The organism is Stenotrophomonas sp. JAG2 (genome assembly GCF_041080745.1).
Lineage (GTDB): Bacteria > Pseudomonadota > Gammaproteobacteria > Xanthomonadales > Xanthomonadaceae > Stenotrophomonas > Stenotrophomonas maltophilia_AA.
In genome coordinates, this window is sequence record NZ_JBEUMH010000001.1 from 1 (window position 1) to 25,954 (window position 25,954).

Genomic DNA, 25,954 nt, shown 5'->3' on the forward strand with positions numbered 1-25,954 from the left:
TGCCGATGCCGATGCCGATGCCGATGCCGATGCCGATGCCGATGCCGATGCCATAACGAAAAAAGCGACCTCGTTGCCGAGATCGCCTTTTCGTCTACTGCATCTGCACTGCAGATTTTCTGTGGTAGCGGGGGCAGGATTTGAACCTGCGACCTTCGGGTTATGAGCCCGACGAGCTGCCAGACTGCTCCACCCCGCAGCAGAAGCGGAATTGTAAGGGAGTTTGAGATCCCGTGCAACCCCTTTGAAACATTTGCTGTGCGGCAGCCATTGGCCAACGCCAACGCCAACGCCAACGCCAACGCCAACGCCAACGCCAAACAACCAGCGCGAGCCGAACCCTGGAACGAAAAAAGCGACACCGTTTCCGGTATCGCTTGATTCGTCCACTGCCTCCGGTTTGCACCGGAGCTATATGGTAGCGGGGGCAGGATTTGAACCTGCGACCTTCGGGTTATGAGCCCGACGAGCTGCCAGACTGCTCCACCCCGCAGCAGAAGCGGATGAGTTGTGTGCCAACCAAAGGTGGGCACCTACCGCAACGATGTTCTGGCGAAACCGCTGCATCAACAACTCAGGAGATGAATATTACACGAGTTGCGCACGTTTGTATCGTTTTTTACGAAATATGTGCAAATGCCTGCTGGCACCACACCATGATCGGGTTCCACGCCACGCCGAGGGCCAGCAGCGCCAGGGCATTCACGCCCAGCACTACGCCCAGCACGCGGTCGTTGTTGGCCGGCAGCGGCTCGCCCACCGGCTCATCGAAGTACATGACCTTGATGACGCGCAGGTAGTAGAAGCAGCCGATCACGGCGCAGATCACGCCGACCATGGCCAGCCACAGCATGTCGCCCTGGATCGCCGCGCCGAGCACGGCCAGCTTGGTCCAGAAGCCCAGGAACGGCGGGATGCCTGCCAGCGACGCCATGATGCACAGCACCAGGCCGGCCATCCACGGGTTGCGGGCATTGAGGCCCTTGAAGTCTTCAATCTTCTCGGCTTCAAAGCCATTGCGCGACAAGGCGATGATCGCGCCGAACGCCGCGGTGGACATGATCGCGTAGCTCAGGGCGTAGAACAGCGCCGCCGAGTAGCCCCGCTCGCCACCCCCGGCCATGCCCATCAGCAGGAAGCCGATGTGCGAGACGGTCGAGAAGGCCAGCATGCGCTTGAGGTTGGTCTGCGCGATCGCCATCAGGTTGCCGATCACCAGCGACAGTGCGGCCAGGCCACCGATCAGGTACTTCCACTCGTCGGCCAGCGGACCCACGCCCATTTCCAGCAGGCGGTAGGCCATGCCGAACGCAGCCAGCTTCGGGGCCGAGCTGATGAACAACGCGACCGGTGCCGGGGCACCCTGGTAGACGTCGGGCAGCCACATGTGGAACGGAGCCGCACCGAGCTTGAAGGCCACGCCGGCGATCATGAACACCGCGCCGGTCAGCAGCAGCATCTTCTCTTCGGTGTGCGGGATGGCCGCATTGATGGCGTCCAGGTGCAGCGAGCCGGTGGCGCCGTAGATCAGCGACATGCCGTACAGCAGCAGGCCCGAGGCCAGCGAACCCAGCACGATGTACTTCATCGCCGCTTCCGAGGCCAGGCCGTTCTCACGGTTGCTGGCGACCAGTGCGTAGGAGCACAGGGCCAGCAGTTCCAGGCCCAGGTAGACCATCAGCAGGCTGCCGGCCGAGACCAGGATCATCATGCCCGCGGTGGCGAACAGGATCAGCACCGGGATCTCACCCTGGTAGAGCTTGCGCTCGCGCAGGTAGCTCCAGCCGTAGATCAGGGTCAGCCCGCTGCACAGCACGATCACGGTCTTCATCACGTCGGCCGCGTTGTCGCGGACGAACATGCCGTGGAAGACCTCGCCCTGCCCGCCCACTCCGGTGGCGAGCATGAAGAACACGACCGCCAGCGCAGCGATCGAGAACAGGTGGGTCCAGATCTTGTTCTTCTCACTGATGAAAAGATCAAGCATCAACAGGGCGAACGCACTGCCGACCAGCACCAGCTCGGGAGCGAGCGGCGGGAGGTCAGCGGCGGTCAGTGGCAACAGCGGCGAGGTGGTCATCATCAAATCCTGGAATCAATACTCTCGACGGCCCGATTACAGCAGCTTGCTGGATGCGATCTGCATCGCCAGCTTCGCGATCGAGGGCTCCATCAGGTCGGTCAGCGGCTTGGGGTACAGGCCCAGGGCAAGGGTGCCCACGGCGAATACACCCAACACCAGCCACTCGCGACCGTTGATGTCCTTCAGTTCGGCGACATGGGCATTGGCCACTTCACCGAAGAACACGCGCTTGTACAGCCACAGCGTATACGCCGCGGTGATCACCAGGGTGCTCGCCGCGCCGAGTGCCAGCCACGGATTGCGCTGGAAGCTGGCCATGATGATCATGAACTCACCGACGAAACCGCTGGTACCCGGCAGGCCGGCATTGGCCATGAAGAACAGCATGGCGAAGGTGGCGAACCAGGGCATCACGTTCACCACGCCGCCGTAATCGGCGATGCGGCGGCTGTGCATGCGGTCGTAGAGCACGCCGACGCAGGAGAACATCGCACCGGACACGAAGCCGTGCGAGACCATCTGCACCATCGCACCCTGCAGGCCCAGGCGGGCCGCATCCGGGTTGCCGGCGTCACGCACCAGCCACATGGCGATGAAGGTACCCAGGGTCACGAAGCCCATGTGCGCGATCGACGAATAGGCGATCAGCTTCTTCATGTCGTCCTGCACCAGGGCGACCAGGCCGACGTAGATCACTGCCACCAGCGACAGCGCGATCACCAGCCAGGCCCACTCGTGCGAGGCGTCCGGCACGATCGGCAGGTTGAAGCGCAGGAAGCCGTAGCCACCGATCTTCAGGGCGATCGCCGCCAGGATCACCGAACCGGCGGTCGGCGCTTCCACGTGGGCGTCCGGCAGCCAGGTGTGGACCGGGAACATCGGCACCTTGACCGCGAAGGCGATCAGGAAGGCGAAGAAGATCCACGTCTGTTCCTTGCCCGACAGCTGCAGCTGGTACAGGTCGGCCAGCTGGAAGCTGCCGCCCTTCAGGTACAGGTAGATCAGGGCCACCAGCATCAGCACCGAGCCGAGGAAGGTGTACAGGAAGAACTTCAACGCGGCGTAGATGCGACGCGGGCCGCCCCAGACACCGATGATCAGGAACATCGGGATCAGCATCGCTTCGAAGAACACGTAGAACAACATCGCGTCCGTCGCCGAGAAGATACCGACGGTGACACCTTCCAGGATCAGGAAGGCGGCCACGTACTGGTTCACGCGCTTGTCGATCGCGCTCCAGGCACCGATCAGGGCCAGCACCGAGACCAGGGTGGTCAGCAGGATCAGCGCGATCGCGATGCCGTCGACGCCGAGGTTGTAGCCGATGTCGTAGGCGGGGATCCAGGCGCGGGTCTCGACGAACTGCAGCGCGTCGATTCCCGTGTCATAGCCGCTGAGCAGCGACAGGCTGGCCACGAAGGTCAGCACCGCGACGCCCAGGGACGCCCACCGGGCGGTTTGGGCATCCCGGATGGCAAGGATCAATGCACCGCCGATGATCGGCAGCCAGATGAGAACACTAAGTAGGGGCCAGTTCGACACGTCTTCTTATTCCGTACAGGTCATCAACGCAGGTAATGCATCAGGACGCCCAGGAGGGCAATCAGGCCGATGATCATCGCGAAGGCGTAGTGATAGAGGAAACCGGATTGGGTGCGACGCAGCAGGTTGGCCGCCAGATCGATCAGGCGCGCCGAACCGTTGACCACCACACCATCGACCACATTCGTGTCGATCGCGCGCGAAACCTTGCCGAGCTTGATACCGCCGCCGGCGAAACCGCCGATCCAGAGCTTGTCGAAGCCGTACTTGTTCTCCAGCACCGACACGATCGGCGCGAAGGTCTTGCGGGCCTTGCCGGCCAGTTCCGGCTTCCACAGGTAGAACAGCGCCGCCAGCAGGAAGCCCACCACCGTCAGGATGAAGGCCGGGGCCATCATGCCGTGGATCGCGAAGGCAACCGGGCCGTGGAACTCTTCGGCCAGCGCACCGATGGTGTCACGCGCCGGGACGTAGAAGTCGACGATGCCGGTGAAGAACGAATGTGCCTGGCCCGGAATGGCGGTCTCGGCGTGGTGGCCGGCCCAGTCGGTGCCGTACAGCATCGGACCGATGCTGAAGAAACCGATGACCATCGAGGGGATCGCCAGCAGGATCAGCGGCAGCGTCACCACCCACGGGGTTTCGTGCGGCTCATGCGCGCCATGGCCGTGGCCATGATCGTCATGATGCGCGTCGCCATGGTGGGCATCGGCTGCATGCGCGTCGGCGGCGTGGTGATCGTCATGACCATGATCATCATGCGCGTCGCGGAAGCGTTCCTTGCCATGGAAGGTCAGGAACAGCAGACGGAAGCTGTAGAAGCTGGTCACGACCACGCCACCCAGCACCGCCCAGTACCCGTAGGTCGCCACCCAGCTAGAGGACACATGCGCGTGGTGCTGCGCAGCCTCGATGATGGTGTCCTTGGAGTAGAAGCCGGAGAAGAACGGCGTACCGACCAGGGCCAGCGTACCGATCCACATGGTGACGAAGGTGATCGGCATGTACTTGCGCAGGCCGCCCATCTTCCGCATGTCCTGCTCGTGGTGCATGGCGATGATCACCGAGCCCGCGCCGAGGAACAGCAGCGCCTTGAAGAAGGCGTGGGTCATCAGGTGGAACACGGCCGCCGAGTATGCGGACACGCCCAGGGCGACGGTCATGTAACCCAGCTGGGACAGCGTGGAGTACGCGACGACGCGCTTGATGTCGTTCTGCACGATGCCGATCAGGCCAGTGAAGAACGCGGTGGTGGCACCGATGAACAGCACGAAGTTCAGCGCGGTCTGCGACAGCTCGAACAGCGGCGACATGCGTGTGACCATGAAGATGCCCGCGGTGACCATGGTCGCCGCGTGGATCAGCGCCGAGATCGGGGTCGGGCCTTCCATCGAGTCCGGCAGCCAGACGTGCAGCGGCACCTGGGCCGACTTGCCCATCGCACCAATGAACAGGCAGATGCAGATCACGGTGGCGACCGACCAGATCACCGGCTCGCTCATCACCGGGATGGAGGTGCCGAACAGGTCGATCGTGCCCGACCAGATCTGGATCACCGCATCCGGGTGGCCCAGCACCTGGGCATTGGCGAACACGGTGGCGTAATCGAGGGTGCCGAACACCCACAACACGCCGGCGATGCCGAGGATGAAGCCGAAGTCACCGACACGGTTGACCAGGAAGGCCTTCATGTTGGCGAAGATGGCGGTCGGGCGCTTGAACCAGAAGCCGATCAGCAGGTACGAGACGAGGCCCACCGCTTCCCAGCCGAAGAACAGCTGCAGGAAGTTGTTGCTCATCACCAGGGTGAGCATCGAGAAGGTGAACAGCGAGATGTAGCTGAAGAACCGCTGGTAGCCCGGGTCATCCTGCATGTAGCCGATGGTGTACACGTGCACCAGGAAGGACACGAAGGTCACCACGACCATCATCATCGCGGTCAGCTTGTCGACCATGAAGCCGACGTGCGCCGAGTACTGGCCCACTTCGAAGAACGTATAGATGTTCTGGTTGAACGGCTGGGCGCCGCCCCACAGCAGCATGTACAGCACGTAGCTGGACAGCACGCAGCTGACCGCCACGCCGAGGATGGTGACCGCCTGCGCGCCAGCGCGACCGACCTGACGACCGAACAGGCCGGCGATGATGCTGCCGAACAGCGGTGCGAGCACCACTGCGATCAACAGACTCTTGGAGAGAGTGATTTCCATCTACGGATCAGCCCTTCAGCGAATCGACTTCGCCGACATTGATGGTGCGGCGAGTACGGAACAGGGTTACCAGGATCGCGAGGCCGATGGCGGCCTCGGCCGCGGCCACGGTCAGGATGAAGAAGACGAACAGCTGTCCGGCCGTATCACCCATCTCACGCGAGAACCCGACGAAATTGATGTTGACCGACAGCAGCATCAACTCGATGGACATCAACAGCACGATGATGTTCTTGCGGTTGAGGAAGATGCCGGCGAGGCTGATGCAGAACAGCACCGCGCCCAGCGCCAGAATGTGGCCAAGAGTGATCATGGCTGCGCCTCCTCGTTGCTGGACGGCTTGATGTTGGTGTGCACGACCGGCTTCTCGACGTCCATCTTGACCACGCGCAGGCGATCGTGTGCCTTCACCATGGTCTGCTCGGACGGGTTCTGGGTCTTCAGGCCGGTGCGGCGACGCAGGGTCAGCATCACGGCAGCAACCACGGCCACGGTCAGGATGACGGCGGCGAACTCGAACGGCAGCAGGTATTCGGTGAACAGGCTGCGGGCCAGCCAGGTGATGTTGGAGGTGTCGGCCGCCAGCGCGGCAGCGTTGTCGGCCGGGAACGGATTGACCGCCCTGCCCTTCACGCCGATCAGCACCAGCATCTGCACGAGCATCGTCACCGCCACCACCAGGCCGAGCGGCAGATAACGCACCCAGCCCTCACGCAGGTTGGAGGGATCGATGTCCAGCATCATCACCACGAACAGGAACAGCACCATGACCGCGCCGACGTAGACCAGCACCAGCGCGACACCGAGGAACTCGGCCCCGACCAGGATCCAGATGCAGGCCACGGAGAAGAAGGTCAGGATCAGGCACAACACGGCATAGACCGGATTGCGCACGCTGATCACCGCCGCGGCGGAAATGCCCGCCACGATGGAGAAGACCCAGAAACTGATATTTACCCAATCCATCATTCGACCTCAGCGGAAAGCGGCATCGGCGGCGCGACGCTCGGCGATCTCGGCTTCAAGCCGATCACCGATGGCCAGCAGCTGCGGCTTGGTAACGATGTTCTCGCCACGGTTCTCGAAGTGGTACTCGAGAATGTGGGTCTCGACGATCGAGTCCACCGGGCAGCTTTCTTCACAGAAGCCGCAGAAGATGCACTTGAACAGATCGATGTCGTAACGGGTGGTACGGCGGGTGCCGTCCTCGCGCTTGGCCGAATCGATGGTGATCGCCAGCGCCGGGCACACCGCTTCGCACAATTTGCATGCGATGCAGCGTTCCTCACCGTTGGGGTAGCGGCGAAGTGCATGCAGACCGCGGAAACGCGGCGACTGCGGGAACTTCTCCATCGGGTACATCATCGTGTACTTCGGCTTGAAGGCGTACTTCAGGGTCAGCCACAGACCACCGAGCAGCTCAAGGAGCAGCAGGCTTTTGAAGTAATGGGTAATTCGGTTCATCGCTTAGACGCCCTTCTGGATCACGCCGTAAAACACCATCAACGCCGTCACTGCAATCCAGAAGATGGTGAGCGGGATGAAGACCTTCCAGCCCAGACGCATGATCTGGTCGTAACGGAAGCGCGGGAAGCTGGCACGGAACCAGATGTAGGAGCTGGCGAAGAAGAAGACCTTCAGCAGCAGCCACGGCCAGCCGCCCTTCCAGATCCAGTCGATCCACGGCGAGATGTCTGCCGTGATCCAGCCCTGGAGCGGGCTCAGCCAACCACCGAGGAAGAAGATCGAGATCAGGAAGCTGATCAGGATCATGTTCGCGTATTCGGCCAGGAAGAACAGCGCGAACGCACCACCGGAGTATTCGACCATGTGGCCGGCAACGATTTCCGATTCACCTTCCACGACGTCGAACGGCGCGCGGTTGGTTTCGGCGACGCCGGACACCCAGTACACGATGAAGAGCGGGAACAGCGGCAGCAGGAACCAGTCGAACAGACCGGAATTGCCCGCCTGCGCCATCACGATGCTGCTCAGGTTGAGGCTGCCCGAGGCGATCATGACGCCGACCAGGGCAAAGCCCATCGCGATTTCGTAGCTGATCATCTGCGCCGAGGCGCGCATGGCACCGAGGAACGCGTACTTCGAGTTGGAGGCCCAACCCGCCAGGATGATGCCGTACACGCCCAGCGAGGTCATCGCCAGCAGGTACAGCAGGCCGGCGTTGGCGTTGGACAGCACGATCTGCGCGTCGAAGGGAATCACCGACCAGGCAGCGAAGGCCGGGCCCAGCGTGATCAGCGGCGCCAGGATGAACATCGCCTTGTGCGAGCTGCTCGGCTGGATGATTTCCTTGAACAGCAGTTTGAAGACGTCGGCGAAGGCCTGGAAGATGCCCATGCCGACATACATCGGGCCATGACGCACGTGCATCCAGCCGATCAGCTTGCGCTCCCAGACCACGTAGAAGGCCACCGAGATGATCACCGGCATGGCGATCACCAGGATCTTCAGGATGATCCAGAGCAGCGCGCCGATGTCGCCCAGTGACAGCAGCCACTGGTGCAGCGGGTCGACCGCGTTCAACAGCAATTCGTTCATGCAGCCACCACCGTTACGCGTGCGGCACCCAGCGGTGCGGTTGCACCGTGGCCCGATTCAATCCAGACCGACCCTGCGGCAACGCGGGCGTCGACCACCACCGGCAAGGTGGCACGGCCGGCATCGGTGCCGACCTTGGCCATCTGGCCTTCCACCAACTGCAGGCGGGCGGCGTCGTCGGCGTTGAGCACGATGCGCGGGGCGTTGTTGAGCGGATGCGACTGCAGCGCCTGGGCGCGACGGACCACCGCATCGGTGCGGTAGATCGCGGCGGTCGAGGTCACTTCCAGGCCCTCGCCCGCTACCGGCGTTGCCGCCGAGGACGAGACGTTGACGCTGACCGGGGCCAGGCTGGCGCGCAGGCCGGCCAGGTCGGTGAACTCGAAACCGGCCAGCGACATCTCGCCGCCCAGTGCACGCAGCACGCGCCAGCCTTCACGCGCCTCGCCCGGCAGCTTGCCGCCGGCACGGGCCGACTGCTCGCGACCATCGAGGTTGGTCAGGGTGGCATCCACTTCCGGCAGTGCGCCGATCGGCAGGATCACGTCGGCGACGTCGCGGGTCGAGGCACAGGCGAACTGGCTGAAAGCCACCACCTGGGCACCGGCCAGCGCCTTGCGGGCAGCAGCGGCGTCGGCGAAATCCAGGCCCGGCTCGATGCCGTAGATGGCATAGGCCTTGCGCGGCTGGGCCAGCATGGCGTTGACGTCCTTGCCGGCCGGCAGCACGCCGGCGCGGGTCAGGCCCACTGCATTGGCGCCCTGCGGGATGCGGCACAGCTTGGCACCGGTCGCGGCAGCGAAATCACGCGCAGCGGCGCGGATCGCGGCGGCCTGCGGGTGGTTTTCGGCGATGCCACCGACGATCAGCACGGCGTTGCTCGCGCCCTTCACGGCGTCGCGCAGCTCGGCGTTGCCCAGTGCGTCGATGAAGGCCGACGGGGCGACGATCTGCTTGCTGGCCAGCTTGAAAGCGAAATCGAAGTCCACCGGATTGACGGCGTGAATCTTCGCGTTGCGCGTGGTCTGCGCCTTGCGCAGGCGGGCATGCAGCAGCGGCAGCTCGTGGCGGATGTTGCTGCCGAGCACGACGATGCTGTCCGCGCCTTCGATCTCGGCCAGCGGCAGGCCGAAGACTTCGGCGGTGGCGGCGTCGGAGAAATCGCGGTTGTTGATGCGGTGATCGATGTGAGGGGTGCCCAGGCCGGTCGCGAGACGGGCCAGCAGTGCGCCCTCCTCGTTCGAGGCCGACGGGTGCACCAGCACGCCGAGGTCGTCACCCTGGTGGGCGGCGAAGATTTCCTTGGCGGCGGCCAAGCCTTCGGCCCAGCTCACTTCCTTCCACTCGCCATTGACCTTGCGCAGCGGCTTGACCGCACGGTCTTCGCTGTACAGGCCCTGGTGCGAATAGCGGTCGCGATCGGACAGCCAGCATTCGTTGACCGACTCGTTGTCGCGCGGCACCACGCGCAGCACTTCGCCGCGACGCACGTGCAGGAACAGGTTCGAGCCCATCGCGTCGTGGTAGCCCAGCGACTCGCGTGCGGTCAGTTCCCACGGACGGGCGCGGAACTGGAACACCTTGTTGGTCAGCGCGCCGACCGGGCAGACGTCGACGACGTTGCCGGACAGCTCGGTGGTCAACGGCTTGCCGTCATAGGTACCGATCTGCAGGTTCTCACCGCGATACATGCCACCCAGTTCATAGGTACCGGCAACGTCGGCGGTGAAGCGGACGCAGCGGGTGCACTGGATGCAGCGGGTCATTTCGGTGGCGACCAGCGGACCGATGTCCTCGTCGGGCACCACGCGCTTGCGCTCGTTGAAGCGGCTGACCGAACGGCCATAGCCCAGCGAAACGTCCTGCAGCTCGCACTCGCCGCCCTGATCGCAGATCGGGCAGTCCAGCGGATGGTTGATCAGCAGGAATTCCATCACCGAGCGCTGGAACTTCAGCGCCTTCTCACTGCGGGTAGCGACCTTCATGCCATCCATGACCGGCGTGGCGCAGGCCGGCGCCGGCTTGGGCGACTTTTCCACGTCGACCAGGCACATGCGGCAGTTCGCGGCGATCGGCAGCTTCTCGTGGTAGCAGAAGCGCGGGATCGGAATGCCGGCCTTGTCGGCGGCCTGGATGATCATCGAGCCCTTGGGCACGACCAGGGACTGGCCGTCGATTTCGACGGTCACATGATCCGGTGGCACGCTCGGGTTTACGGGTTGCGCGCTCATGCGGCGGCTGCCTCCACCTTCTTGCCGTCAACCATCGAATGACCGTTGACGATGTAGTACTCGAATTCGTCCCAGAACTGGCGCAGGAAGCCCTGGATGGGCCATGCCGCCGCTTCACCGAACGCGCAGATGGTGTGGCCTTCAATCTGGCCGGCCACCGTCTTCAACTGATGCAGGTCTTCCATCGTGGCCTTGCCGGCGACGATGCGCTCCAGCACGCGGTGCATCCAGCCGGTGCCTTCACGGCACGGGGTGCACTGCCCACAGGATTCCTTGTGGAAGAACTGCGAGATGCGGCAGGCGAACTTGACGCAGCAGACGCTGTCATCCAGCACCACGATGGCGCCCGACCCCAGACCGGTGCCCAGGGCACGCAGGGTGTCGTAGTCCATCTGCAGGCCCTTGAGCTCTTCGGCCTTCAGCACCGGCATCGAGACGCCGCCCGGGACCGCGCCCTTGAGCGTGCGGCCCGGCTTCAGGCCACCGGCCATTTCCAGCAGGTCGTCGAAGGTGGTGCCCAGCGGCACTTCGAAGTTGCCGCCCTTCTGCACGCAACCGGAGACCGAGAAGATCTTCGGACCGCCGTTCTTGGTCAGGCTCAGGCCTGCGAACCATTCCGGGCCGTTGCGGATGATCGCCGGCACCGAGGCATAGGTCTCGGTGTTGTTGATCGTCGACGGCTTGCCGTACAGGCCGAAGTTGGCCGGGAACGGCGGCTTGTAGCGCGGCTGGCCTTTCTTGCCTTCCAGCGACTCCATCAGCGCGGTTTCTTCGCCACAGATGTAGGCGCCGGCGCCCAGCGCACCGTAGATGTCGATGTCCACGCCGCTGCCGAGGATGTCCTTGCCCAGCCAGCCGTTCGCGTAGGCGTCGGCCAGGGCCTGCTCGAAGTTTTCGAACGGCTCGTGGTGGAACTCGCCACGCAGGTAGTTGTAGCCCACGGTCGAGCCGGTGGCGTAGCAGGCGATCGCCATGCCTTCCACGACCGAATGCGGGTTGTAACGCAGGATGTCGCGGTCCTTGCAGGTACCCGGCTCGGATTCATCCGAGTTGCACAGGATGTACTTCTGCATGGTGCCCTTAGGCATGAAGGACCACTTCAGGCCGGTCGGGAAGCCCGCGCCGCCACGGCCGCGCAGGTTGGACTGCTTGACCATCTCGATGACCTGCTCCGGCGAGATCTTCTCTTCGAGGATCTTGCGCAGGGCGGCATAACCACCGGTCTTGAGGTAGCTTTCATACGACCACGGAGTGTCGTAATGCAGGGTGGTGTAGACCACCTGGTGCGGCAACGGTGCGGGACCGACCGGACCACTGGGTGCGTGATGATGTGCCATGTCTTACTCCAACCCGTCCAGCAGCTCGTCGACTTTCTCGACGGTCAGGCGCTCGTGGTAATGGCCATTGATGACCATCATCGGCGCACCGGCGCAACCGGCCAGGCATTCTTCTTCGCGCTTGAGGTAGATGCGGCCATCGGCGGTGGACTGACCGGTCTTGCAGCCGAGCTTCTTCTCGGCATGCGCGACCAGGTCTTCGGCACCGTTCAACCAGCAGCTGATGTTGGTGCAGAAGGCGACGTTGTGGCGGCCGACCTTCTCCAGTTCGAACATCGAGTAGAAGCTGGCGACCTCGTAGGCCCACACCGGCGGCAGATCCAAGTACTTGGCGACGCCGGCGATCAGCTCGTCGGTCAGCCAGCCTGCATTCTGTTCCTGTGCGGCGTGCAGGCCCTGCAGGACAGCCGAACGCTTGCGATCCGGCGGGAACTTGGCCAGCCAGTGATCGATGTGCGCACGGGTCTTGTCATTCAAGACCACCATCGGGTCGACGTCGCGCGCCGCCTCGAAATTACCTGTCGCCTTCATCGGCCGACCTCAGCGAATACGAAATCGTTAAAAACCAGAACCTGCAGCGCCGGCAGCAGCCGGCGGGTGTCAGGCATCGTGCAGGCGGATGCGATCACCGGTCCACCTCACCGAACACCAGATCGTAGGTGCCGATCATGGCCACCACGTCGGCGAGCATGTGCCCGCGCACGATCGAGTCGATCGAGGACAGATGGGCGAAGCCCGGCGCGCGCAGGTGCACGCGGAACGGCTTGTTGGCACCATCGGACATCAGGTAGCAGCCGAACTCGCCCTTGGGCGCTTCGACGGCGGCGTAGGTTTCACCGGCCGGGACGCAGTAGCCTTCACTGAACAGCTTGAAGTGATGGATCAGCGCTTCCATGTCGTCCTTCATGTCTTCGCGGCTGGGCGGCGCGACCTTGAAGTTCTTGACCATGACCGGGCCCGGGTTGGCCTTCAGCCAGGTGACGCACTGCTTGATGATGCGGTTGGATTCGCGCATCTCGGCCACGCGGCACAGGTAACGGTCGTAGCAGTCACCCTCCTTGCCGAGCGGGATGTCGAACTCGACCGCGTCGTACTTGGCATACGGCTGCTTCTTGCGCAGATCCCAGGCAACGCCCGAGCCGCGCAGCATCACGCCGGTCATGCCCCACGCATGGGCCAGTTCCGGGGTGACCACGCCGATGCCGACCGTACGCTGCTTCCAGATACGGTTGTCGGTGAGCAGGGTTTCGTATTCGTCGACGCGCTTGGGGAACTCGACGGTGAAGTTCTCCAGGAAGTCCAGCAGCGAACCTTCGCGCGAGGCGTTGAGGTTCTTCAGGGCCTTGCCCTTGTGCCAGCGCGATTCCTTGTACTTCGGCATGTGGTCCGGCAGGTCGCGGTAGACGCCGCCCGGACGGTAATACGCCGCGTGCATGCGTGCGCCGGAGACCGCTTCGTAGCAGTCCATCAGCTCTTCGCGTTCGCGGAAGGCGTACAGCATGACCGCCATCGCGCCCAGATCGAGCGCGTTGGAACCCAGCCACATCAGGTGATTCAGGATGCGGGTGATTTCGTCGAACATGGTGCGGATGTACTGCGCACGCTCCGGCGCCTCGATTCCCATCAGGGTCTCGATCGCGCGCACGTAGGCGTGCTCGTTGCACATCATCGACACGTAATCCAGGCGATCCATGTAGCCGATCGACTGGTTGAACGGCTTGGACTCGGCCAGCTTTTCGGTACCCCGGTGCAGCAGACCCACGTGCGGGTCGGCACGCATGATGGTTTCGCCGTCCATTTCCAGGATCAGGCGCAGCACACCGTGCGCGGCCGGATGCTGGGGACCGAAGTTCATGGTGTAGTTGCGGATTTCCTGGCGCAGTTCCGCCGGGTTGCTCGCAAAGGCCTGGTGGGCCTGGGTGAATTCGCTCACTTGCTTGCCTCCGACTGCGCGGATTCACCGGCAGCGGTCTGGAAACGGGCGTCGTCACGGATGACACGCGGCACGCCGACGCGCGGCTCGACCGAGGTCACCGGCTCGTAGATCACGCGCTGCTTCTCTTCGTCGTAACGCACTTCAACGTTGCCGATCAGCGGGAAATCCTTGCGGAACGGATGCCCGACGAAACCGTAGTCGGTCAGGATCCGGCGCAGGTCCGGGTGGCCTTCGAAGATCACGCCGAACAGATCGAACGCTTCGCGCTCGAACCAGTTCAGGCCCGGCCAAATGTTGGTCAACGACGCGACCACCGGCAGTTCCTCGTTCGGCGCAAAGCAACGGATGCGCATCGTGAGGTTGTGCTGGTAGGAACGCAGCTGGGTGACCACGGCGAAACGCTGCAGCGGGATCGGCTGCGGCTGGGCGCCATCGCTGGTTTCGCGGGTGGGGAATTCACCCCAGGCGAAACGACCGACGGACTTGCCCTCGACGCCACGGCTGAAGCCCTGGGACGACACGTCGGCCGTATCCCATTCGTCGCTGCCATAGCCGAGGTAATCCAGGCCGCACAGGTCAACCGCCTGCTCGAAACCGAATTCGTCGCGCAGCGCCAGAGCGGTGGCATGCCAGTCAGCGGCGGGCACTTCCAGCGTCACTTCGCCGCGGGGTTCGACCACGAAGACCTGCGCACCTGCGAAACGTGCGGAAAGTCGGTCGATGAAGGAAGGTGCTTGCTCTGCCATGGGGGCTTGGCGTGCTCTTGTCAGGAGGGATGTCAGCGGGCGATGGTCTGCGTACGCCAGATCTTCTTCTGCAATTGCAGGATCCCGTACACCAGCGCTTCGGCGGTAGGTGGGCAGCCGGGGACATAGATGTCCACCGGCACGACGCGGTCACAGCCACGCACTACTGCATACGAGTAGTGGTAGTAGCCGCCACCGTTGGCGCAGCTGCCCATCGAGATGACCCACTTCGGGTCCGGCATCTGGTCATAGACCTTGCGCAGGGCCGGAGCCATCTTGTTGACCAGGGTGCCGGCCACGATCATCACGTCGGACTGACGCGGCGACGGGCGGAACACCACACCGTAGCGGTCAAGGTCCAGGCGCGCCGCGCCGGCGTGCATCATTTCCACTGCGCAGCAGGCCAGACCAAAGGTCATCGGCCACATCGAACCGGTACGCGCCCAATTCAACAGCGCATCGACGCTGGTGGTCACGTAGCCCTTTTCGAGCAGGGGGTTGTCGCCTTCGGGGCGCAGGATGTCATCGACCCGCCCTTCCGGGACCGGGTTGTTCATCAGGCCGTCGAGCGTCTGAATTACTCCCATTCCAGCGCTCCCTTCTTCCAGACGTAAATGAAACCGAGGAAAAGCATGCCTACGAAGAGGCCCATCGTGACCAGCGAACGTGCGCCCAGTTCCATGAAGACCTGGGTCCACGGCACGATGAAGATGATTTCCAGATCAAATACGATGAACTGAATCGCGATCAGGTAGTAGCGCACATCGAACTTCATGCGCGCGTCCTCGAAAGCCTCGAAGCCGCATTCGTACGGCGAGAGCTTTTTCAGATCAGGACGTCGGGGACCGAGGAATCGGCCAACCAGCATCAGCGCAACGCCGATACCAGTGGCAACGATCAGAAACAGCAGAGACGGCAAATATTCGGCCAGCACAGCGATTCTCTCTTGCCTCTGCCGCTGCGCCTGCAGGCGCTTTGGCATGGGGGAGTGGACGGATACCGCTACCTGGCGCTTTGCGCGCCAGACGAACCCGCTTACAAACAAATGGTGCCCAAGAGGGGACTCGAACCCCTACGACTCTCGTCGCTACCACCTCAAGGTAGTGCGTCTACCAATTCCGCCACCTGGGCTTACGATCGCACCGGTTGTTCTCCAGTGCGCCGCATATTGTAACCGTCTTCAGCGAGTCTGGGTGCCTTCCGAAGGCTTTTCTTCACCAGATTTCGGAGTTTCCGCCTGAGCCGGCACAGTGGCCGACGGAACAGGCTGCTGGACCGGGGTTTCCGGGGCTTTCGGCACGGCCGGAAGCTCGCCTGCCGGTGCGGCCGGCGCGGATGCGGCCGGAGCCGACATCAGACCCAGGTCCTGCTGCGCCGCCGGGCGCGAGCCATGGCTGGCGTACCAGGCCATGAAGAGGCTGATGCCGAAGAACACCACGGCCAGCCACTTGGTCGATTTGGACAGGAAGTTGGACGCGCCACGCGCGCCGAACACGGTACCCGAGGCGCCGGCACCGAAACCCGACCCTGCAGCCGCGCCGGAACCACGCTGCATCAGGATGAGCGCGATCATGGCCACTGCGACCAGCACGTAGACCACATTGAGGATCAACATCAGCATTTCGAATCCGTCCTCGGACATGTCGTGCCGGCGGTTGGGCCGGCAACATTACTAATTAGCGCCCCGCCGCCGCGGCAGCGATGGCAAGGAAGTCCGCGGCCACCAGCGAGGCGCCGCCCACCAGCCCACCATCGACATCGGGCTGTGCGAACAGTTCCGCGGCGTTGTCGGGCTTCACGCTGCCGCCATAGAGGATCGACAGTGAATCCGCAATTCTAGCATCGAGCTTGGCCACTTCGCCACGGATGAACGCGTGGACCTGCTGGGCCTGCTCCTTGGAGGCGGTCCGGCCGGTACCGATGGCCCAGACCGGCTCGTAGGCAATCACGGCCTGGGCGAAGCCGGCGGCGCCGACCAGCTCCAGCACCGGGGCGAGCTGGGCCGCGATGACCGCCTCGGTCTGATGGGCCTCGCGCTGCTCGAGTGTTTCCCCCACGCACAGGATGGGCGTCAGGCCGGCATGCAGGGCGGCGGCGAACTTGCGCGCCACCAGTTCGCTGCTTTCCGCATGGTACTGGCGGCGCTCGGAGTGACCGACCAGGCCATAGCGGGCGCCGACTTCGGCCAGCATGGTGGCCGAGACTTCGCCGGTGTAGGCGCCCTTTTCGTTGCTGCTGACATCCTGGGAGCCGAAGGCGACGGCGCGGCCTTCGAAGGCTTCGACCAGTTCGCCCAGGTACGGGAGCGGCGGGAGGACCACGACTTCGACGCCCTGCAGCGGGAGGTCGGCGACCAGGTCACTGACCAGGTCGGTGGCGAATTGGCGGCTGCCGTGCAGCTTCCAGTTACCGGCGACGATCTTGCGGCGCATGGCGATGGCTCCTTTGGGTATCAGCCGGCCATGATAACGGATGCAACGAAATGGCGTGGGCGGGAAAACGCTTACATTTCAATTGGATATTTATTTTTCGCTGCGGCCGCAAGTTAGAAGCAAGGGCGTCGGGGCCGGTGGACGTGCCCGGGCTGGGGGGCGTGGCACGACCAGGACGCGATGGGTCTGGGCACTGGCCCTGCCCTTGCCCTCCGGCGAGAATCTCTCGGGGGCGAGCGCCGCCAAACAGAGCGAATAGCCGAATGCGGCGAGGCCAGCATTGCGTGGAGCCGGCCAGCGGCCGGCACTACTCGGAATGAAGAAGGCCGCCTTTCGGCGGCCTTCGTGGCTTATTTCAGCTTGATCTCGCGCAGGCGCTCTTCCAGGAAGCCGTGGGCGGTGATCGGCTCCGGGTAGCGGCTCGGGTTTTCCGGGGTGATGCAGGTCGGCAGCACGTCGATCAGGAAATCCGGGTTCGGGTGCAGGAAGAACGGCACCGAATAGCGCGGCTGGCGCGCCTGCTCACCCGGAGGATTGACCACGCGGTGGATCGTGGACGGATACACATGGTTGGTCAGGCGCTGCAGCATGTCGCCGATATTGACCACGATGGTGTCCGCGTCCGAGGTGAAGGGCACCCACTTGCCCTCGCGGGACTGCACTTCCAGCCCGGCCGCACTGGCGCCGACCAGCAGGGTGATGAAGTTGATGTCGCCATGGGCACCGGCGCGCACGTTCGGGATGTTCTCCGCGGTGATCGGCGGGTAGTGGATCGGGCGCAGGATCGAATTGCCGTTGTTGGTCTTGTCCGCGAAGAAATCCTCCGGCAGACCAATATGCAGGGCCAGCGCCGACAGGACGCGCGAACCCAGCTTGTCCAGGGCCTGGTAGATGCCGTAGCCACGCTCACGGAAGCCCGGAACCTCGCTCGGCCACAGGTTCGGGGCCATCACGTCACGGTACTTGGAGTCGTCCGGAATCTCACGGCCGATATGCCAGAACTCCTTCAGATCGAAGTGCTGGGAGCCCTTGGCGGTCTCCACGCCGAAGGCGGTGTAGCCGCGCGCGCCGCCGCTGCCGGGCACGTGGTACTGGCGCTTGGTCTCTTCCGGCAGCGCGAAGAAGGCCTTGAAGACCTCATACGCGGCGTCGATGTCGGCCTGCGGAATGCCGTGGTTGCGGATGCCAGCAAAGCCCCATTCGCGGTAGGCCGCACCCAGCTCGGCCACGAACGCGTCGCGGTCGGTGTCAAAACGGGTGATGTCGAGGGTGGGGATCTGGCTCACAGCGATTCCTGCTTGTTCATGGTGGTCGGTGGGCCAGCTGTGGCCCGGCTGAACATTGTGCCAGATCGGGCTATCCCCGCCACCGATACATTGATACAAACCGATACAATGCGCGCGCCCGGACGGCCACAACGGGCCACCGGCGACGCTTACGCGCCGCCCCCTTTTCTCCTTGCGTCGCCCGGTCCGCCCCATGGTTGCCCTGCCCTCCCCCTCATCGCCGACGGCGTTGCGCTGCCCCACGCCGGCAGGGCCGCGCGCGTGGCCGCGGCCCCCGCACGACCTTCCACCCACGGCACCGCACAGCGCATGGGATGCGCTGGCGCGATCCCGCAGGCAATGACGACGGCCGCCCGCGCATCCCGCGGGCGCGTTTCCACACATGGACTGTCCACCGATGAACGTTCCACTGAAAATTCTCCATACCGAGGCTGCCAAGGGATTTGGCGGGCAGGAGATCTACATCTACCGCCACATGCTGGCCATGCGCGACCGCGGCCACGACGTCTCCCTGCTGTGCCAGCCCGACGCCCGCCTGGGTGAGATGGCACGCGAGGCCGGCTTCACCGTCCACGCGCTGAAGATGGGCGGCCTGCTGCGCATGCTGCGCGGGATCTGGTCGGTGTCGCGCCTGGTGCGCCGCCATGGCTACCACGTGGTGAACACCACCAGCCGCCGCGACAGCCTGATCGCCGCGGCCGGCGCCCGGCTCGGGGGTACGCCACTGGTGGTGCGCTCGCGCCACCTGATGAGCCCGATCAACTCGCTGCTGACCTACACCGGCCTGCCCCACCGGGTGATGACGGTGAGCAGCTTCGTCAAGAAGCTGATGGTCAGCCGCGGCATCGACGACGCGCACGTGGGGATCGTCCCGCCGATCGCGGTGCCGCCGCAGTGGTCGCAGATCGCCAAGCGCGATCCGTGGCAGTGCCGGCAGGACACCCGTGCGGAAACGCGCGCCGAACTGGGCTTCGGCGACGACCAGATCGTGGTCGGCTGCGTCGCCGTGCTGCGCGAGCCCAAGGGCCACCTCGAGCTGCTGCAGGCGATCGCCCCACTGTGCCGCGCCGATCCGCGCGTGCAGCTGGTGATCGTGGGCGACGGCCAGCCGGTGATGGAGCGCCTGATCGCCCTGCGCGAGCAGCTCGGCATCACCGCGCAGGTCCACCTGCTCGGCTACCGCCAGGGTGCTTGCCGGTTGATGACCGCCTTCGATATCTTCGCCCTCGCCACCCACAAGGAAGCGGCCGGCACGGTGTTTCTCGAGGCGGCGTACGTGGGTGTGCCGATCGTCGCCACGCGTGTCGGCGGGGTCCCGGAAATGGTGGTGGAGGGCAGCAATGCCCTGCTTGCGCCACTGGGCGACCAGGCCGCGCTGACCGGCGCGCTGCGCACCCTGATCGAACAGCCCGACCGACGCGAGCAGATGGGGCTGGCCGGCTGGGAATGGATGCGCAGCGCCCACCGCTTCACCCCGACCGGTCACACTGAAGCGACCGAATACTATTACCACCAGTGGTTGAAGGAACTGGGCCATGGCCAACGCTAGATCCGTCCCGGTGCTGATGCACCACCACGTCTCCCCGTCGCCGGGGATGATCACGGTCTCGCCGGAGAACTTCGAAAGCCAGATCGCCTGGCTGGCAGCCAACGGCTGGACCTCGCTGACCCTGGACCAGTACGCCGGTTTCCTTGCCGGCAAGCCGACGCCGGCCAAGTCGATCGTGATCACCTTCGATGACGGCTACCTGGACAACTGGGTGTACGCGCACCCGATCCTGGCGCGGTACGGGATGCACGCGGTGGTGTTCGTGGTCACCGGCTGGATGGGCGAAGGCGAAGTCCGCCCGCATGCCGGGCAGCCCGGCGCCACCCTGCCCGCGACGCCGGACCATCGCGGCTGCGAGGCGGCCATCCTGCAGGAGAACCGCCCCGACGACGTCATGATGCGCTGGAGCGAAGCGCGCGAGATGATCGCCGCCGGCACCTTCGAGGTGCACTGCCACACACACACGCATACGCGCTGGCTCAAGCAGGACATCTCCCGCGAACACAAGCGCCAGGGCATCAGCGGCGACCTGTCGGTGGCACGCGACGTGCTCCGGCAACAGCTGGGCGACGTATCGGACACGCTGTGCTGGCCGTACGGCGATTTCGACGAGGACTATGTGCAGATCGCGCGGGCGCAGGGCTTCAAGTACCTGCACACGACCCACCCGTTCGGCCGCAACGTGGTCGGGGGCGATCCGGAGCACATCTACCGGTTCGCGATCCGCGACCGTCCTGCCCGCTGGCTGCGCAAGCGCATCGCCTACAGCTACCACCCGCTGATCGCGCCGCTGTTCAACCGTTTCAAGGCGAAGAAAAAGAAGATGGTGGCAGGGCCCTGACCCGCAGCGGATCCGCAACGAAAACGCCCCGGTCTCCCGGGGCGTTTTCGATTCAGCCGTGTTTCCGCCGGCTCAGGCCGCAGCCGCCGCCTTCACCGCCGCGGACAGGCTGTCCAGCGTGGCCTGCATCAGCTCGGCGCTGTCCGCTTCGACGGTGACGCGCACCACCGGCTCGGTGCCGGAGGGGCGCAGGAACGCACGGCCGCGCCCCTTCACCGCCTGCTGCGCGGCCACCAGCGCGGCCTGCACGCTCTCGGCCTGCACGGTCGCCTTGGCAGCGCCCTGCAGACGCACGTTGACGGTCTTCTGCGGCACCTTGTTGAGCACCGACAGCACCTCGCGCAGGGAGGTGCCGTCGCGACGCAGCACCTCCAGCACCTGCAGCGCGCTGACCACCGCATCACCGGTGGTGGCGCGATCCAGGCAGAGCAGATGGCCGGAGGCTTCGCCACCGAGCACGCCGTTGTTTTCCACCAGCGCCTGATGCACGTAACGGTCGCCAACGTTGCTGCGCTGGAACGGGATGTTCAACCGCTCCAGCGCCTGCTCCAGACCGAAGTTGGTCATCAGCGTACCGACCACCGGACCATGCAGGCGACCGCTGCGTTGCCAGGCCTGGGCCAGCACGAACAGCAGGTCATCGCCGTCGACCGGGTTGCCGTGGTCGTCGGCCATCAGCACGCGATCGCCGTCGCCGTCGAAAGCGATGCCGAAATCGGCGCCGACCTCGCGGACCTTCTCGGCCAGATTGTCGATGTGCATCGAGCCGACGCCATCGTTGATGTTCAGGCCGTTGGGCGCATCACCGATGCTGATCACCTCGGCGCCCATCTCGCGGAACAGCAGCGGGGCGACGTGGTAGGTGGCACCGTGCGCGCAGTCGAGCACGATCTTCAGGCCACGCAGGTCGAAGCCGCGCGGCACGCTGGCCTTGCAGAACTCGATGTAGCGGCCGACCGCATCGCGCGCGCGCATGGCCTTGCCCAGCCGCTCGGACTCGACGGTAGTGAACGGTGCATCGAGCGCAGCTTCCAGCGCCAGCTCGGTGGCGTCATCCAGCTTCTCGCCATCGGCGGAGAAGAACTTGATGCCGTTGTCGTAGTGCGGGTTGTGCGAGGCGCTGATGACGATGCCCGCATCCGCACCGAGGGTGCGGGTGAGGAACGCCACCGCCGGGGTCGGCATCGGGCCGAGCAGCTGCACATCGGCACCGGCCGCCACCAGCCCGGCCTCGAGTGCGGCTTCGAACATGTAGCCGGAGATGCGCGTGTCCTTGCCGATCACCACCACCGGGCGGCGCCCGTTGCGCTCGGTCAGCGCGCGCCCGAGCGCATTGCCCAGGCGCAGCACGAAATCGGCGGAGATGACGCCTTCACCGACCTTGCCGCGGATGCCATCGGTGCCGAAGTACTTGCGCGAGGCCATCAGGCGGCCGCATCCGGTGCGGGCGCCGGCTGGCGCGCCAGCATGGCCAGGATCTCGGACAGACGATCACGCATTTCGCGGCGGTCGCAGATCTGGTCGATCGCGCCGTGCTCGAGCAGGAACTCCGAGCGCTGGAAGCCTTCCGGCAGCTTTTCGCGCACGGTCTGTTCGATCACGCGCGGTCCGGCGAAGCCGATCAGCGCCTGCGGCTCGGCGATGTTGATATCACCCAGCATCGCGAACGAGGCCGACACGCCGCCGGTGGTCGGGTGGGTCAGCACCGAGATGTACGGCAGGCCGGCGTCGCGCAGGCGCCCCAGCGCGGCCGAGGTCTTCGCCATCTGCATCAGCGAGAACAGGCCTTCCTGCATGCGCGCGCCGCCACTGGCGGAGAAGCACACGTAAGGAGCGCCGATCTCCAGCGCCTTTTCCGCGGCCAGCGAGAAGCGTTCACCGACCACCGAGCCCATCGAGCCGCCCATGAAGGCGAAATCGAAGGCCGAGGCGACCAGCGGGCGACCCTTCATCAAGCCCTGCATGGCGATCAGGGCGTCGTACTCGCCCGTGTTCTTCTGCGAGGCCTTGATGCGCTCGCTGTACTTTTTCTGGTCCTTGAACTTGAGCAGGTCCGTCGGGCCCAGGCGTGCACCGATCTCGGTGGTGCTGTCCGCGTCGAACAGCGCGGCCAGGCGCGCGCGCGCGCGGATGGCCATGTGATGGCCACACTTGGGGCAGACTTCCAGGTTCTCTTCCAGCTCAGGACGGTAGAGCGCGCTGCCGCAGCTGCTGCACTTCTCCCACAGGCCCTCGGGGACGCTGCGCTTCTTGCTGGGGACGTTGTCGGTGCGGATGCCAGACGGCATCAACTTGCTGAGCCAACTCATGCGGGATGCTACTTCCGTTCAGGGCGGCCCGGGGGCCGCAAAGGCGGACAGTCTAGCTCACCGTTTCCATGCTCGGGCACCCCCCGGCGGTTGCCGGGGGGCTGGCTTAAACCATTCTGGTACGTACGTTTGCGTGCTTCAGGCGGCGTCGAGTGCGCGTCGCAGCGGCGTGAGGAATGCCTGCGCGGCCTGTGCGGCGGCCGTGGCATCGGGGGCCTCGCCCAATGCAGCCACCAGCGCGCTGCCCACCACCACGCCATCGGCCTCCACGGCCATGGCCGCGGCACTGGCTGCATCCTTGATGCCGAAGCCAGCCACCACCGGTACCGCCGACCGGCTGCGCAGGTCGCGCAGGCGGGCACTGGCGGCACTGCTGTCCAGGCGATCCGACGCCCCGGTCACGCCGGCGAAACTGACGTAGTACAGATAGCCCTGTGCCATCGCGGACAGCGCATCCAGGCGCGCATCGGCCGTGGTCGGCGAGGCCAGCAGGATCAGCGCCAGGCCGGCGGCGGTGAAGATCTCGCGGGTTTCGGCGGCCTCCTCCGGCGGCAGGTCGACCAGCAGGATGCCGTCCACGCCGGCGGCGATGGCCGACTGCGCGAAGCGGGCCGTGCCGTGGATCTCGATCGGGTTGAGGTAGCCCATCAGCACCACCGGAGTGGTGGCGTCGTCCTTGCGGAACGTGGCGACGGTCTCCAGTACATAGCGCAGCCCTGCCCCACGGGCCAGCGCACGCTCGGAGCTGCGCTGGATGGTCGGGCCGTCGGCCATCGGGTCGGAGAACGGCACCCCGAGCTCGATCACGTCCGCGCCGGCGGCGGCGAGTGCGTGCATCACCGGCACGGTGGCATCCAGGCCCGGATCACCGGCGGTGATGAAGGGAATCAGCGCCTTGCGACGCTCAGCGCGCAGGCGGGCAAAACAGGCATCGATACGGTCCACGGACATCTCAGGCACATCCTTCAATCAGTTCAACGGCGCCACTGGCGCCCCAGTACAGCTTCGATATCACCCCGTCGAAGATCTCCAGCCGGATCGCCAGATCCGAACCGGGGTCCTGCCAGGTCAGGTATTCGCCCGTTTCCGGGTCATAGGCGTGCGGTGCGCGCGTACTGCCGGGCGGCAACCGCTGGAGCGCCTCGTCACGGGTCATGCCCAGGCGCAGGCCGAACGGCCCGGGCTGGGTGATGGCCTCGTAGGAATCTTCGATCGGGGCCAGCTCGAAGCGCTGCACGTGGTCGTCCTCGACCATCATCGACACGCCTTCGGGCAGGTTGCCCCGCTCGTAATACTCGCAGGCGCCGGCGGGCTCGTCCTCGCTCAGGCCGGCCGAATGCCAGGGGCCATCGGCGGCGAGCTCGGTGAACCGCTGCCCGATCACGACATCGCCTGCATGATCCAGCGCGACCGAGACCACGGACGGCACGGCGGCGTCGGCCGCGATTGCCTCGGCGGCCGGTGGCGCTGCCGGCGCGTCCTCGATCGGCCGGTTGGCGATGTCATCGTCATTGCTGGCCTGTTCGCGTGCCGGCGCCACCACACCGAGCGGTGCCGCGGGGGCCGGCAACACCGGCGGGTCCGGCGGCGTGCATCCGGTCAGGCCGACCACCATTAGCAGCGCACTTCCCTGGCGCAGCAGCGGATTCACAGGACCAGACCCTCCCGGGCGGCGATGGTGTGCACGTCCTTGTCGCCACGCCCGGACAGATTGCACAGCACCAGCTTGTCGCGCGGCAGATCGCGCGCGATCTTGATCGCCTGGGCCACCGCATGGCTGGACTCCAGCGCGGCCAGGATGCCTTCGCTGTGGGCCAGCTGGTGGAACGCCGCCAAGGCTTCGTCATCGGTGATGCCGACATACTCCGCGCGCCCGGCATCGGCCAGGAAGGCGTGCTCCGGACCAACGCCCGGATAGTCCAGGCCGGCCGAGACCGAGTGGGTTTCGGTGATCTGGCCGTCGTCGTCGCAGATCACATAGGTGCGGTTGCCGTGCAGCACGCCCGGGCGACCGGCCGCGATGGAGGCCGCATGGCGCCCTGTCTCGATGCCGTCGCCGGCCGCTTCTGCACCGACGATGCGCACGTCGCGATCATTGAGGAACGCATGGAACAGGCCGATCGCATTGCTGCCACCGCCCACGCAGGCGGTGATCGCATCGGGCAGGCGGCCGTAATCGGTGAGCATCTGCGCGCGCGCCTCGCGGCCGACGATCGCATTGAAATCGCGCACCATGCGCGGGTACGGGTCCGGGCCGGCCACGGTGCCGATGATGTAGAAGGTGTCGCGCACGTTGGTGACCCAGTCGCGCATCGCTTCGTTGAGCGCATCCTTCAGCGTGGCGGAGCCGGAGGTGACCGGCACCACCGTCGCACCGAGCAGCTTCATGCGGTAGACATTGATCTTCTGCCGCTCGATGTCGGTGGCCCCCATGTACACCACGCACTCCAGGCCCAGCCGCGCGGCCACGGTGGCACTGGCCACGCCGTGCTGGCCGGCGCCGGTCTCGGCGATGATGCGTTTCTTGCCCATCCGCGCGGCAAGCAGCGCCTGGCCGATGGTGTTGTTGATCTTGTGCGCGCCGGTGTGGTTCAGGTCTTCGCGCTTGAGCAGGATCTGCGCGCCGCCGACCTGCTGGCTGAGCCGTTCGGCGTGGTAGATCGGGCTGGGACGGCCCACGTAATGGGTCAGGTCCTTGTCGTAGGCGGCGATGAAGGCCGGATCGCGGCGTGCTTCGTCATAGGCGGCGGCCAGCTCCTGCAGCGGCCCGATCAGGGTCTCGGCGACGAAACTCCCGCCGTAGCGGCCGAAATGGCCGTTGGCATCGGGGTAGGCGTGGAAATCGACGATGGGGGAGACGGGGGAAGCAGACATAGCGCGACAGCCGGTGGAG

The 25,954-nt window shown here is 65.1% G+C and carries 24 protein-coding genes and 3 tRNA genes; 2 read left to right on the forward strand and 25 right to left on the reverse strand.

The annotated features are described in order from the left end of the window. Positions 1-122: 122 nt before the first annotated feature. The 20 genes from AB9O74_RS00005 to AB9O74_RS00100 all read right to left on the reverse strand — a co-directional run bounded on the left by AB9O74_RS00005 (position 123) and on the right by AB9O74_RS00100 (position 18,362). Positions 123-199, reverse strand: a tRNA-Met gene (locus AB9O74_RS00005). A gap of 217 nt (positions 200-416) precedes the next feature. Beyond that, positions 417-493: transfer RNA gene (locus AB9O74_RS00010), tRNA-Met, on the reverse strand. 126 nt (positions 494-619) lie between these two features. Then, a complete protein-coding gene (gene nuoN / locus AB9O74_RS00015) occupies positions 620-2,080 on the reverse strand; it encodes an NADH-quinone oxidoreductase subunit NuoN (RefSeq protein ID WP_176989302.1) in 1,461 nt (486 codons plus the stop codon). A gap of 36 nt (positions 2,081-2,116) precedes the next feature. Continuing rightward, a complete protein-coding gene (locus tag AB9O74_RS00020; RefSeq protein WP_019182687.1) occupies positions 2,117-3,625 on the reverse strand; it encodes an NADH-quinone oxidoreductase subunit M in 1,509 nt (502 codons plus the stop codon). Positions 3,626-3,648: 23 nt separating this feature from the next. Next, positions 3,649-5,835 carry an NADH-quinone oxidoreductase subunit L gene (nuoL, locus tag AB9O74_RS00025; RefSeq protein ID WP_369348014.1) on the reverse strand — a complete coding sequence of 729 codons (2,187 nt, stop codon included), beginning with the start codon at positions 5,833-5,835 and terminating at the stop codon, positions 3,649-3,651. Between the two features lie 7 nt (positions 5,836-5,842). Beyond that, entirely contained in the window at positions 5,843-6,148 is a 306-nt protein-coding gene (nuoK, locus tag AB9O74_RS00030) for an NADH-quinone oxidoreductase subunit NuoK (RefSeq protein ID WP_019182685.1), read from the reverse strand. Further along, on the reverse strand, positions 6,145-6,801 hold the full coding sequence (locus AB9O74_RS00035) for an NADH-quinone oxidoreductase subunit J (protein WP_346478105.1): 657 nt from the start codon (positions 6,799-6,801) through the stop codon (positions 6,145-6,147). The genes nuoK and AB9O74_RS00035 overlap by 4 nt, the downstream gene beginning before the upstream one ends. Before the next feature lie 9 nt (positions 6,802-6,810). Then, a complete protein-coding gene (gene nuoI / locus AB9O74_RS00040) occupies positions 6,811-7,299 on the reverse strand; it encodes an NADH-quinone oxidoreductase subunit NuoI (protein WP_121038409.1) in 489 nt (162 codons plus the stop codon). 3 nt (positions 7,300-7,302) lie between these two features. Beyond that, entirely contained in the window at positions 7,303-8,394 is a 1,092-nt protein-coding gene (nuoH, locus tag AB9O74_RS00045) for an NADH-quinone oxidoreductase subunit NuoH (protein WP_121038412.1), read from the reverse strand. Further along, complete coding sequence (gene nuoG / locus AB9O74_RS00050) at positions 8,391-10,625, reverse strand: NADH-quinone oxidoreductase subunit NuoG (protein WP_369348015.1); 2,235 nt, start codon at positions 10,623-10,625, stop codon at positions 8,391-8,393. The genes nuoH and nuoG overlap by 4 nt, the downstream gene beginning before the upstream one ends. Then, the gene (gene nuoF / locus AB9O74_RS00055) at positions 10,622-11,962 is read right to left on the reverse strand and encodes an NADH-quinone oxidoreductase subunit NuoF (protein ID WP_123730636.1); all 1,341 of its coding nucleotides are present in this window, start codon (positions 11,960-11,962) and stop codon (positions 10,622-10,624) included. Before nuoF ends, nuoG begins: the two co-directional genes overlap by 4 nt. A gap of 3 nt (positions 11,963-11,965) precedes the next feature. Beyond that, a complete protein-coding gene (gene nuoE / locus AB9O74_RS00060; protein WP_121038421.1) occupies positions 11,966-12,493 on the reverse strand; it encodes an NADH-quinone oxidoreductase subunit NuoE in 528 nt (175 codons plus the stop codon). Between the two features lie 94 nt (positions 12,494-12,587). Continuing rightward, complete coding sequence (locus AB9O74_RS00065; protein WP_346489752.1) at positions 12,588-13,895, reverse strand: NADH-quinone oxidoreductase subunit D; 1,308 nt, start codon at positions 13,893-13,895, stop codon at positions 12,588-12,590. Next, positions 13,892-14,644, reverse strand: coding sequence for an NADH-quinone oxidoreductase subunit C (locus AB9O74_RS00070; protein ID WP_346478102.1), 753 nt, complete (start codon positions 14,642-14,644; stop codon positions 13,892-13,894). The genes AB9O74_RS00065 and AB9O74_RS00070 overlap by 4 nt, the downstream gene beginning before the upstream one ends. 32 nt (positions 14,645-14,676) lie before the next feature. Beyond that, positions 14,677-15,231 carry an NADH-quinone oxidoreductase subunit B family protein gene (locus tag AB9O74_RS00075; protein ID WP_019182677.1) on the reverse strand — a complete coding sequence of 185 codons (555 nt, stop codon included), beginning with the start codon at positions 15,229-15,231 and terminating at the stop codon, positions 14,677-14,679. Further along, positions 15,222-15,578 (reverse strand): NADH-quinone oxidoreductase subunit A, encoded by a 357-nt coding sequence (locus AB9O74_RS00080; RefSeq protein WP_026069699.1) that lies wholly within the window; start codon positions 15,576-15,578, stop codon positions 15,222-15,224. Before AB9O74_RS00080 ends, AB9O74_RS00075 begins: the two co-directional genes overlap by 10 nt. Positions 15,579-15,690: 112 nt before the next feature. Beyond that, positions 15,691-15,775, reverse strand: a tRNA-Leu gene (locus tag AB9O74_RS00085). Positions 15,776-15,824: 49 nt separating this feature from the next. Next, positions 15,825-16,265, reverse strand: a complete 441-nt coding sequence (secG, locus tag AB9O74_RS00090) for a preprotein translocase subunit SecG (protein ID WP_346478101.1) — start codon at positions 16,263-16,265, stop codon at positions 15,825-15,827. Between the two features lie 55 nt (positions 16,266-16,320). Continuing rightward, positions 16,321-17,076: a triose-phosphate isomerase gene (gene tpiA, locus AB9O74_RS00095; RefSeq protein WP_176989295.1), complete on the reverse strand. Its 756-nt coding sequence runs from the start codon at positions 17,074-17,076 to the stop codon at positions 16,321-16,323. Positions 17,077-17,426: 350 nt separating this feature from the next. Beyond that, positions 17,427-18,362, reverse strand: a complete 936-nt coding sequence (locus AB9O74_RS00100; RefSeq protein WP_346478099.1) for a 2-oxoglutarate and iron-dependent oxygenase domain-containing protein — start codon at positions 18,360-18,362, stop codon at positions 17,427-17,429. Positions 18,363-18,759: 397 nt separating this feature from the next. On the opposite strand from AB9O74_RS00100, the gene AB9O74_RS00105 reads away from it, so the two are divergent. Together AB9O74_RS00105 and AB9O74_RS00110 are read left to right on the forward strand one after the other, a co-directional pair. Continuing rightward, positions 18,760-19,911: a glycosyltransferase family 4 protein gene (locus AB9O74_RS00105; protein WP_176989293.1), complete on the forward strand. Its 1,152-nt coding sequence runs from the start codon at positions 18,760-18,762 to the stop codon at positions 19,909-19,911. Continuing rightward, entirely contained in the window at positions 19,898-20,752 is an 855-nt protein-coding gene (locus AB9O74_RS00110) for a polysaccharide deacetylase family protein (protein WP_369348016.1), read from the forward strand. The genes AB9O74_RS00105 and AB9O74_RS00110 overlap by 14 nt, the downstream gene beginning before the upstream one ends. 72 nt (positions 20,753-20,824) lie before the next feature. Here the strand turns inward: AB9O74_RS00110 and glmM are convergent, their stop codons facing one another. The 5 genes from glmM to trpB all read right to left on the reverse strand — a co-directional run bounded on the left by glmM (position 20,825) and on the right by trpB (position 25,935). Next, on the reverse strand, positions 20,825-22,177 hold the full coding sequence (gene glmM / locus AB9O74_RS00115) for a phosphoglucosamine mutase (protein ID WP_369348017.1): 1,353 nt from the start codon (positions 22,175-22,177) through the stop codon (positions 20,825-20,827). Continuing rightward, complete coding sequence (gene accD, locus AB9O74_RS00120; RefSeq protein ID WP_019182669.1) at positions 22,177-23,061, reverse strand: acetyl-CoA carboxylase, carboxyltransferase subunit beta; 885 nt, start codon at positions 23,059-23,061, stop codon at positions 22,177-22,179. The genes glmM and accD overlap by 1 nt, the downstream gene beginning before the upstream one ends. Positions 23,062-23,199: 138 nt before the next feature. Then, positions 23,200-24,012: a tryptophan synthase subunit alpha gene (trpA, locus tag AB9O74_RS00125; RefSeq protein ID WP_346489759.1), complete on the reverse strand. Its 813-nt coding sequence runs from the start codon at positions 24,010-24,012 to the stop codon at positions 23,200-23,202. Position 24,013: 1 nt separating this feature from the next. Next, the gene (locus tag AB9O74_RS00130) at positions 24,014-24,712 is read right to left on the reverse strand and encodes a hypothetical protein (protein ID WP_369348018.1); all 699 of its coding nucleotides are present in this window, start codon (positions 24,710-24,712) and stop codon (positions 24,014-24,016) included. Further along, the gene (gene trpB / locus AB9O74_RS00135; RefSeq protein ID WP_176989289.1) at positions 24,709-25,935 is read right to left on the reverse strand and encodes a tryptophan synthase subunit beta; all 1,227 of its coding nucleotides are present in this window, start codon (positions 25,933-25,935) and stop codon (positions 24,709-24,711) included. Before trpB ends, AB9O74_RS00130 begins: the two co-directional genes overlap by 4 nt. Between the last annotated feature and the right edge of the window lie 19 nt (positions 25,936-25,954).